The organism is Xanthomonas euvesicatoria pv. euvesicatoria, assembly GCF_020880415.1.
Taxonomy (GTDB): Bacteria; Pseudomonadota; Gammaproteobacteria; order Xanthomonadales; family Xanthomonadaceae; genus Xanthomonas; species Xanthomonas euvesicatoria.
The window spans coordinates 1-9,575 of the sequence record NZ_JAJIUJ010000050.1 but is presented as its reverse complement, the minus strand read 5'-3'; the positions used below and the strand labels follow the sequence as shown (position 1 = coordinate 9,575).

At 60.0% G+C, this 9,575-nt stretch carries 10 protein-coding genes; all 10 read left to right on the top strand.

Annotated elements, in window-relative coordinates:
• Nucleotides 1-505, top strand: a 505-nt coding sequence (locus tag LN450_RS09445; RefSeq protein ID WP_228892757.1) for a hypothetical protein, incomplete at its 5' end; no start/stop codon positions are given.
• Between the two features lie 679 nt (nucleotides 506-1,184).
• Entirely contained in the window at nucleotides 1,185-1,427 is a 243-nt protein-coding gene (locus tag LN450_RS09440; RefSeq protein WP_053055119.1) for a hypothetical protein, read from the top strand.
• Between the two features lie 23 nt (nucleotides 1,428-1,450).
• Complete coding sequence (locus tag LN450_RS09435; protein ID WP_209271197.1) at nucleotides 1,451-1,618, top strand: hypothetical protein; 168 nt, start codon at nucleotides 1,451-1,453, stop codon at nucleotides 1,616-1,618.
• A gap of 56 nt (nucleotides 1,619-1,674) precedes the next feature.
• Complete coding sequence (locus LN450_RS09430) at nucleotides 1,675-1,929, top strand: hypothetical protein (RefSeq protein WP_209271198.1); 255 nt, start codon at nucleotides 1,675-1,677, stop codon at nucleotides 1,927-1,929.
• A gap of 40 nt (nucleotides 1,930-1,969) precedes the next feature.
• Nucleotides 1,970-3,958 (top strand): ParB/RepB/Spo0J family partition protein, encoded by a 1,989-nt coding sequence (locus LN450_RS09425; protein ID WP_228892756.1) that lies wholly within the window; start codon nucleotides 1,970-1,972, stop codon nucleotides 3,956-3,958.
• 77 nt (nucleotides 3,959-4,035) lie between these two features.
• Nucleotides 4,036-4,488, top strand: a complete 453-nt coding sequence (locus LN450_RS09420) for a hypothetical protein (RefSeq protein ID WP_228892753.1) — start codon at nucleotides 4,036-4,038, stop codon at nucleotides 4,486-4,488.
• A gap of 16 nt (nucleotides 4,489-4,504) precedes the next feature.
• Nucleotides 4,505-6,253 (top strand): DNA primase, encoded by a 1,749-nt coding sequence (dnaG, locus tag LN450_RS09415; protein WP_228892751.1) that lies wholly within the window; start codon nucleotides 4,505-4,507, stop codon nucleotides 6,251-6,253.
• 271 nt (nucleotides 6,254-6,524) lie between these two features.
• Complete coding sequence (locus tag LN450_RS09410) at nucleotides 6,525-7,382, top strand: hypothetical protein (protein ID WP_228892748.1); 858 nt, start codon at nucleotides 6,525-6,527, stop codon at nucleotides 7,380-7,382.
• A 109-nt stretch (nucleotides 7,383-7,491) separates the two neighbouring features.
• Nucleotides 7,492-7,851, top strand: a complete 360-nt coding sequence (locus tag LN450_RS09405) for a HigA family addiction module antitoxin (RefSeq protein WP_228892746.1) — start codon at nucleotides 7,492-7,494, stop codon at nucleotides 7,849-7,851.
• Nucleotides 7,851-8,774, top strand: coding sequence for a replication protein RepA (locus tag LN450_RS09400; protein WP_228892745.1), 924 nt, complete (start codon nucleotides 7,851-7,853; stop codon nucleotides 8,772-8,774). Before LN450_RS09405 ends, LN450_RS09400 begins: the two co-directional genes overlap by 1 nt.
• The last annotated feature ends 801 nt before the right edge of the window (nucleotides 8,775-9,575 follow it).

Below are 9,575 nucleotides of genomic sequence, written 5' to 3'. Positions count from 1 at the left end.
CGGCGCCGGCCCTGCGGCCGGCGCCTGCAGGAGCACAAGGTCGCCGGCTTCGCCGGCAGATCAGACCGTAAAATCCCCAGCATCGCTGCGGTCGCAACTTCTGCGACCAACAATCCACATCATCACAACCGAACAATCCCCGTTAGCTGCCTCCACCATGGAACATCTTCTAAACTTCAAGCCGGTTTTCCTCTGGCTTACAATTCTGGTCGCATTGATCCTCCTTGCGCGGTTGGCTTTGAGTGGCTACTTCTTTCTTCGCGGCGCTCACCTTGCCCGTTGGCTCAACCAACACCCTTACATCTGGGAAAAAGTCGAGGCAGCCAAAGCGAAAGCGCTCACAGGTGCTGATGCAAAGACGGCTCTGTCAGGTCTGTCACCTCTTGAGCAGCGTTACTTTCTAGAGTTCCTGCACATCAGCAACAAATCATCACTGCAGTGGCGCCACATCATGTCCTCTCTCGTTTTGATAGGAATTGCGTACACGATCTACTTCTTCGTGTAACCGTCCACCTGTGATCTTCCAAGGCTCACTTGGGCCACGTTTTCCATTCCTAGTCCCGCCTCGGCGGGATTTTTTTTGCTTGATGTTTGTACCTCTGCTGCCGATCGCACGCTCTTCCACCTCCGCAAAACTATCTCCACCGAAGTGCTGACAGTGCAGGGGCGGGCTATGCCCCGGTCCCCGCAGCTATCGCTGCGCCTTCGGCTGGCGCTCCACTTCGTTCCGCGTTGAGCCCCTACGGGTCTCCCCCCTTCGGGCCTGGGCACCTTAGCCCTCCGCACCGGCTTGCCGGTGCTGCGCGCTCCGCTTGCCAGTGCGCCCGCAAAACCGGCGCACACCTTGTGCCCTGCGAGAAGTCATCTCGCGCGCTAGACGTTGCTTCATCGCCACCAGGTGGATGCGTCGCTGCGGCCCTTCGCCTGTGGGCCTATTCCCTAGCACAGCCGCTACAGGCGTCAAGGGACCGCTTTGCTCGGCTGCGCCGCCCTTGACGCCCTACGCGGCCGTGCAACGGGGGCCCTACGGCGAAGGACCTCAGCGAAGCATCCCAACAACCACCAGGAGCACTGCAATGAAGCAACCCACGAAAGCTCATTCCACTTTTTCTCGCAGGCCCAAGGCAAAGCAAGAGCCGGCTACGGAGCCTAGCAAAGCATGCCCGGGTCAGGCGAAAGCACGTATGGAACCCCCTGCCGGCTATGTGGTTCGGACAGGGCAGCTGGTGGCACTGCGTCCGATTCGGAATGTGGGGCCGAACGATTCGGCGACGTTGGAAATGGCCGTGCGTGATTTTGGCTTTCTGATCCCGATGGGTGCGCGCGTCGCGGAAACGCTTGCCGGCTTTGCCTCACTCATCGAGCTGCATTGCCGCAACAACCGCGTTCGTCCAATCGCCGACACCCTGCACCGTTTGTCCGCCTAACCCTCAACTTCCAAGGAAGTTATATGAAGTCGATCAACACAAATAGCCAGACCGTCGAAGACACCACGAAGGACGATGTGAAGCGCCTGGCAGAACAGGAAGGCAACACCTACGCCCAGTACTACCTGACTGGCAAGCGCCCGCTGGTGGTTCACGTACGGGGCGACCTGACGGCAAACGTTGCCGGTTGATGAAATCCTGGCCCGCGTCGATATCGGCGCGGGCACGCAAAACGGGGTACGCACAAATGAGCCATCCACTCGCACAGATCCATCAGCAGGCCGCTCAGTACGGATACGGCGTTAGTGCCGATGGGACGATCTATCGCATTGACCGTCCAGAGCGCCGCGTGCGTGCCGTCGTCAGACAGGAAGGCTCACGCGTGCTGATACAGCTTGCTTCAAGCGGAGCTGCCCTGTGGTGCGGCAGTGAAATCGGCGAATTCCTTACCTCATTTATGCGCGCTTCGCGGATCGAACCGCAAGCCAGTGGTAGCGCCTGAAACCCACGAATTTCCAGTTACCGTTGAGAGGACATACAACATGCAGACCAACACGACCACCCAATCTTTCGCCATCGCCGCGCTCGATGTCTCGCCGCGCAACGTGCGGTTTTCCACGGAGCCGGCGAGTTCAATTGTGGAGGCCTACGCCGACAACATTGTTGCAGTCGGGTTGATTCACGACCTGACCGTTGAGATGGTCGATGGGGTGCCTTTGGTGGTGGCTGGTAAGACGCGGCTGCGTGCGCTGCAGTATCTGGTTACGGATGGGCGCCGTGATCCTGCCGATCTAGTCACGTGCAAGATTGTTGATTCCTCGGTTGCAGAGATGTTGTCGCTGTCCGAGAACGTGCAGCGCCAAGAGATGCACCCGGCCGACGAATTCAAAGCCTTCGCGAAGCAGGTGGCTAATGGCCACAGCATCGAGTCGATTGCCCTCGCCTTCGGCACGTCCGCACAGACCGTTGAAAAGCGTTTGAAGCTTGCTGCTGTCGCCCCAGCGCTGGTGGAATCCTATCGGCTGAACAACCACCCGTCGTTGCAACAGCTGATGGCGCTTTCCATCACCGACGACCATGCGCGGCAGCTGGCCGTTTGGAACGAGCGGAAGGATACCGATTGGACATGCACACCTACGGATCTGCGCGAATGTCTGTCCACAGGTCACATCGATGCCCTTGTGGATCGTCGGACCAAACTTGTCACCGTCGCCGATTACCAGGCGGCTGGTGGTCATGTCCAGACCGACCTGTTCAATGATCGCGTGTATCTGATGGACGCCGCGTTGTTCAGCGAACTGGTGGTCAACAAGATGTCTGAGCTGGCAGCGTCACTGCAGAACGAGGGATGGTCCTGGGTTGAGGTGTTTGCCGATGGCGGAACCAATGCGATAGCCAAGTTCGGCCGCACAGCTGCCGATCGTGGCCAGTTGACCGAAGACCAGCAAGCGCGGGCTGCAGAGCTGCAAGCCCAACTGGATGCGGCATCGGCGGAGCTGCAGAACTACTTCGATGGGGATGTTGAGGATGACGCAGTAGAGGAACGCCTTCGCCGCATCAATGACGATGCTCAGTCGGAGCTGAACCTTTTCTACGGCACATTGGACCGGTTCAGCCAGGAGCAGATGAGCTTCGCTGGTGCGGCCGTGACGCTCGCTCAGGACGGCGCTGTGCGCATCGAGCGTGGTTTGGTACGCCAGATTGATCGGCGTGCATTGGATGAGGCAGCTCGGGCAGGACGTTTGAAGAACGGTGTGACCGGGGGGCGTGAAACACAGGACGCCGGTCGGAAGGCTGACAATGTCAGTGAGGCGCTGCAGCGGGCATTGCTCGGACACCGGATCGTCGCAGTGCAATCGGAGGTGGCGAAGAACCCGCGCGTCGCCAAAGTCGTGATGGCCTGCTGGTCGGTGGGACAAATTTTGGGGCATGCGAAAAATGTCCCCTCGGACCTGGGCATCACGGGTGGTTACGGCTTGCGCAGCCGATTGCCGCAGCTAGGCGACACTGTGAAAGCCAAGCAAGATGAGTTTGCCGCCGGCTGTCGTGCGGAGTTAGCCGGGCTCCCGGCCGATCCGGCTGAACTGTGGGATGCACTGTCGCTGATGACAGACATCGAGCTCGATCACATCGTTGCATTGGGGGTGGCCAGCTCCATTGAACCGAGCGAGGAGCACACCGGTGTCACCGCGAAGATGCTGGACGCCTTGAGCTTCAACATGGCGGACCACTTCGTCGTTGACGAAGCAAACTATCTGTCGCGCGTCAGCAAGAAGCTGGTCATGGGCGCGCTCACAGAGGCAGATTGCACCGTCGAGCCCGGCCTGGACACCATGAGCAAGGGTGACCTTGTTGCCACGGCGGCGCGCCTGCTGGCCCCAACACGTTGGGTTCCGCCGATCATCCGCAGTCCGGACCTGGTAGTCACATCTTCGTCCAAGAAGCAGGGTAAGCCTGCACCCAAGGGCTCTAAGGCGGTGAGCGGTCCGAAGAAAGGCGGGGCGGCGAAGAGCAAGGCTGCTGCCGCATAACTGACGTATGCCAACGTGCGCCGGTAGACTTTCTATCGGCGCAATACTTGAATCACACAGACAATTGGAGGTCGGCTATGAATCGTGTCTTCAACCACCAGCCCTGGGAGGCGCTGTCTTTCCCTACCCGCCTAGTGAAGGTCGGCCTGTGGCGCTTGGCTGCCATCGGCGCGGCGCCAACGATCCTGGCGTACACACTGCCGGTGGTCGATGTGCAGCTTTCGCCTGGCTGGCAGGGCCTGCTGAGGCTGTGCTGCGTCCTGGCTCCCTTGGTGGCCGCATACGTGCTCACGATGAAGTACGAGAATGCCGGGGTGCATGCAGACTTGGCAGATCTACGAGAGATCGAGCAGTTCACCGCGCGCGATCCGGGGTTGGGTGACCAGGTCAGGGGATGGTTCGCACACAACAGGTCGCCTCGCCGCTACGATGTTGGTGCGGTAGAGGCTCACGGTCTCGCGGGGACGGGCCGCTACCACGATCCCGACGAGCGCATGGTGATCGATCGTATTCGTGGCCAGCGCGGTTAGAGCCTGAGGCATTGCAATGGCGCGTATTCCTGATGCTTTTATCGATGATCTATTGGCCCGGACTGACCTGGTCGAAATTGTTAGCGCACACCTACCCCTGAAGCGTGTTGGCCGGGAGTTCCAGGCTTGCTGCCCATTTCACGAGGAGAGCACGCCCAGCTTCACCGTTTCCCCTGTCAAACAGTTCTTCCATTGTTTCGGCTGTAGCGCACACGGCAATGCAATTGGCTTCTTGATGCAGCACTTGCGCATTGAGTTCATGGATGCTGTGGAGGAGTTGGCAAGCAAAGCCGGCATGCAAGTGCCCCGCGCCCGTGGTCACGGTCAGCAGCCGAGCAAGCTGGACAGTCTCTACGCCGCAAACGGCGCGGCCGCCGCGCATTTCCGGCTGCAGCTACAGGAGCGGGACGAGGCAAGGCGGTATCTCGATGAGCGGGGTCTTACTGCGTCTGTCTGCGGGAATTTTGACGTTGGTTATGCACCACAGAGCTGGGAGTGCTTGAAGAACGCGCTGCTGCTTGAAGGCTATGCCCTGGACGTGCAGGAGGCTGCGGGACTGCTCTCCAAAAGCGACAGTGGGCGTTTCTATGACAAGTTTCGCGGGCGGCTCATGTTCCCGATCCACAACCGCCGTGGGCGGGTCGTGGGTTTCGGCGGCCGCGCTGCTGGGAAAGGTGTGGGCGCGAAGTACCTGAATTCGCCCGAGTCGGCTGTGTTCCACAAAGGGCGCGAGCTCTACGGCTTGTGGCAGGTTCGCCAGGAGCATGCCCAGCCGTCCACCTTGCTGGTGGTCGAGGGGTACGTGGACGTGCTTTCCTTGCACCAGGCCGGCGTGACCAACGCGGTGGCCACGCTCGGCACTTCCGTGACCGATCAGCAGGCCGACCTGCTGTTCCGGACTGCAGATGATGTTGTGTTTTGCTTCGACGGTGATAGCGCTGGCCATGATGCCGCACGGCGGGCAATGCAGGCAGTGCTGCCACATATGAAGAATGGCCGGCAGGCAGCTTTCGTGTTCCTACCTGAAGGGCAAGATCCAGATTCGCTTCTGCGAATTGAGGGCCGCGTCGCCTTTGAGGCATGCCTTGCTGATGCCTGCCCTCTGTCGGATTTCGTCTTTGCGCTCGCGCGCAGTGGGCTCAACCTCGACCTCATTGAAGGTAGGGCGCGCATGGTGGAGCGTGCATCGCCGCTGCTTGACCTGATTCCGCCTGGGGCATTTGCTGACCTGATGTGGCAGCACTTGGCCGCCGTTACCGGTCTCAAGGTGCGCGGCTACGACCAGTCAAAGCTGACTGCGATCGCATCCACGGGCGTACAGCCCCGCCGGAGCCTGGCACGCACCGCAATCACGTTGCTGCTACAGCAGCCAACGCTGGCGGCGACGATCGAGGGCTCGCTTTTGTTCAGTGCGCTGCGCCAGCCAGGCATGCAGCTCTTGGGTGACCTGGTGCGCATGCTGCAGCAGTATCCCGATCTGACGACTGAGCAGCTACTGCACGCGTTTGAGGCTCGGCCGGAAGCAGTAGCGCTCCGTAAGCTGGCTGTGCTAAGGCTTGATGCGGACCCGCAACAGCTGCGCGAAGAGTTCAGCACCGTTGTCGGCAAGCTGGACAAGCAGGCGCGGGCACGCCGCATCGAGGCATTGCAGGCGCAAGATCTTCTGGGCGATGCAGACAAGCGCGAGCTCAGGGATCTGCTTGCCATTCAACGAGCTCCAAAGCGGAAACGCCAACGACTACTCGCGCGGCTGGATGCCTCTTGATCGCGCCCTTCGCTACTCGCTCGCGTCGCCGAGCCACCCTCTCCAATTGACTAGCGCCTCCGGCACGACATGATCGTTGCTCAGGTAGCGCGCCTCAGCTGCGCTCCAAATCTGCCTGAGTTCATCGAGCTCAACATCATGTGCCGGCGTGGCGACCCACCCCTTGCTCCCGCAGCTGGTGCAAAACGTTGACTCTGCGTGGCAGTCGGGGCAGCGGGACAGCTGCCATAGATGTTGCGGCATAAACAGCCCTTGCTGGCAGACATAGCAGATGATCCCGACCTGGTCGCGGGTGCCGCATGTCGCCATGCATGCGTCGCAGATCCCCGGCGAGGGACAGAGAAGCCATGGCAGCGTCTTCGGGCGTTTTCGAATTCCCATGCCTGCACGCTACCAGCCCTACATCTCACGCCCTGCGAAGCTGCCGCGCTTAGCCAAAGCATGCCTCGGCCCCGCCACCAGGCTAGTACTGGTTGCGGGTATTACTTACAGCCAGTACTATTCTACCCAGGTATCCATGATGAGCGCTCACGACATGTGTGACGGCGAAAACAGATCTCGGGAGGTGACGGTTACGGCGAACGAGCTCCACCGGATCTATAGCGTGGTTGAGAATTCGCTGTACGGCGGGGTTATGCCAACCAACGAAATACTAGCCATGTACCTGGGGGAGCCAGTAACCGAATTGCAACCATATGTCGACCAATGGTTCCGCGATTTTGGTCCGGCAATGGGAAACTTGTCCGCCATGTACAGCGCTGCAGAACTCGTGAACCAACGCTCAGTGATCACCTTGCCGTGCCTGGGATCTGATCCCCGCGAACTGGGCGCACGCGCTGCGGGTAGTTGCCAAATCAATTCGTTTCTTTCAGAGCAAGTGGCCTTCGCGGCAATAGTGAAGTGCTGGAAATTGGGCATGGTCCCATCGATCAGCAGCCTAAGGGAACTGCTCGGCGATGTCGGTAGTGATGCGCGCATTCGACGTTGCATCGCGTCATGGGCAAACCGCTTTGCGGCTCGCGCAGCTGATGACGTTCGGACAGCCCGCATGGCCATCCTGACCAGAAATAAGACCGCTTGGGAATACCACGTGCAATCCAGAATCGCGGAGAGAGGGAGTCTGCATTGATTGCATTTCGTCCTGCACTCTTGCCGGTCGTTCCACGCTACATGCCGTGACATCGCGACTTACGTCATGGTGCAGTTAGCACCACAAAATTCTATCTTCGCTACTACTCATGAAGTGGCTGCCATCGGCCCAGGAATCATCAAGCAACATGCCAACGCTATCTGATCATCCGGGGAAGCGTCTCGCCAAATTGCTGGCGGAACGCAACATCACACCCTACCGCTGCGCCACCGATATGCGCGTCTCCAAGCCGCGCATCTATGAGTTGGCCAAGTGCCAGGGCTCCGTCACGCCAGCGCTGGCGCTGCGGCTTGGGCTCTATTTCGGCGATGGCGCTGAGGAATGGATGTCTGCGCAAACGCGTTACGACCTGGCGATACATGCCATCGAGCTCCATGCGGAACTAAAGAACATCAGGCCGCTGAAGCTGTCTGATGCGCCGAACAGCAACCAGGGACAGACACCCTAATGAATTCTGAGCTTATTCCCGAGCGTCGCAAAGAAAAAAAGCTGTATGAGACTGGTGCTGAAATTATGGGCAGCGCGCCAGAAGGCGATGACATTGCTTTCTTGCACTCGACGTTCTGCCAAGTTGGTCTGCCGCGTAGCCGGCCCAAAACGGCAGTCTTCGAGCGCAAGAGCGGCACCGCCGCAATACGGCTGGAAGCGGGCTCACTCTGGGATGGCGAAAAATTTGTTCAGCAGTCGCTGCCCTACGGCACAAAGCCGCGCCTGTTGCTGTTGCACTTGCAACGCAGCTATCTCCGCACCGGTAACCCGGTCATTGATCTCGGGGACAGCGTTCGCGACTTCCTGCAAAACACTCTCAATATCGACGCGAGTGGTGGCAAGCAGGGAGGCCTGACCGGCTTCAAGGAACAAATCAAGGCCTTCGCCGCGTGCCGGATGGTTATTGGCTGGAATATGCCCTCTGGCGCGGCCGTGACGCGTCCTGCAGAGCGCATCGTCAAGCAGTTCGACGCCTGGCCGGAGACGGCGGCCGGCACTGGACAGCGGATGCTTTGGCCTGGCTCGCTGACGATCTCCGACGAGTTCGCCTTGAGCATCCAGAAGGCCTCTGTGCCGCTCGACGCACGCGCAGTCAGAGCGATCCAAGATAGTGCGTTGGCGATCGATCTCTACGCTTGGCTAGCGCATCGACTGCATCGCCTGGAACGTCCCGCGCTTCTGCATTGGAAAAGTCTGCAGGAGCAATTCGGCACCGAGATATCAGACCGAAGCAACTTCAAGAAGAACTTCACCAAATCGCTGCGTCAAGTCTTGGCGGTCTATCCCAATGCGAAGGTCGAATCAGCTTTTGGTGGCATCAAAATCTATCGCTCGCTTCCCCCCGTTCCCAAGATCATGGCTGTCGTGGGCGGCAAGGGCTGATGTCAATTTGAGCTGACATTGCACGTGATATATCGCTTCCAAGACGAGAACACTTACCTCCTGGCACACATATGAACCGAGCCTTGCGCAAATTTTGGTTTCAACACGTCACCCTCCGGATCGATAAGATTCCGCAATGGGCGCTCTACCTCCTTGGTCTGGTCTGCGTGGGCCTCCTAACTTCTTGCCTCCTTTGGCTATCAGTTAGAAGCGATGCTTCGTTTCCGGTACTGTTGCTGGGATATCTCGTAACGATAGGTTCTGCCGCCTTTCTGGGGGGCATGATGGGTTTTGCCCTTCTTGATTTGGTTCTAGCAAACCGACGCGAACACAATGCTTCGCTTGATCGAGAGCAAGAGTGACTTTAGCCGCACCCTCATAGCGATCGCTTTGAGCGAGTGGCACAGGGGCGTGACCGCGTGCGGTCAACGGCTTTGGGTGCTACGCACCGATGCCGCGTCCCGCGTCATCGCCTTTCGGCCCTAATCCTCGCCTCTACGCCGGCTTTGCCGGCTGCGCGCTCCGCTTGCGGGCGCCAGCAGCTGCAACGGCGCCGGCCATGCGGCCGCCGCCTGCAGGAGCTCGACCAGGTCGCCGGCACCGCCGGCAGGATCCACACCGCTGCCGCCTCGTGTGCCCGCGCCGTGCGCTGGCCACTCTCGGGCGCCAGCAGCTGCAGCGGCACCGGCCGTGCGGCCGCCGCCTGCAGGAGCTCGACCAGGTCGCCGGTACCGCCGGCAGGATCCACCCCGCTGCCGCCTCGCGTGTCCGCGCCGTGCGCTGGCCACTCTCGGGCGCCAG

What these genes read in the sequence shown, in the direction of transcription:
- LN450_RS09440 (WP_053055119.1), top strand. Translation starts at nt 1,185, where the DNA reads ATGGAACCCCCTGCCGGCTATGTGGTTCGGACAGGGCAGCTGGTGGCA.
- LN450_RS09435 (WP_209271197.1), top strand. Translation starts at nt 1,451, where the DNA reads ATGAAGTCGATCAACACAAATAGCCAGACCGTCGAAGACACCACGAAG.
- LN450_RS09430 (WP_209271198.1), top strand. Translation starts at nt 1,675, where the DNA reads ATGAGCCATCCACTCGCACAGATCCATCAGCAGGCCGCTCAGTACGGA.
- LN450_RS09425 (WP_228892756.1), top strand. Translation starts at nt 1,970, where the DNA reads ATGCAGACCAACACGACCACCCAATCTTTCGCCATCGCCGCGCTCGAT.
- LN450_RS09420 (WP_228892753.1), top strand. Translation starts at nt 4,036, where the DNA reads ATGAATCGTGTCTTCAACCACCAGCCCTGGGAGGCGCTGTCTTTCCCT.
- dnaG (WP_228892751.1), top strand. Translation starts at nt 4,505, where the DNA reads ATGGCGCGTATTCCTGATGCTTTTATCGATGATCTATTGGCCCGGACT.
- LN450_RS09410 (WP_228892748.1), top strand. Translation starts at nt 6,525, where the DNA reads ATGATCCCGACCTGGTCGCGGGTGCCGCATGTCGCCATGCATGCGTCG.
- LN450_RS09405 (WP_228892746.1), top strand. Translation starts at nt 7,492, where the DNA reads ATGAAGTGGCTGCCATCGGCCCAGGAATCATCAAGCAACATGCCAACG.
- LN450_RS09400 (WP_228892745.1), top strand. Translation starts at nt 7,851, where the DNA reads ATGAATTCTGAGCTTATTCCCGAGCGTCGCAAAGAAAAAAAGCTGTAT.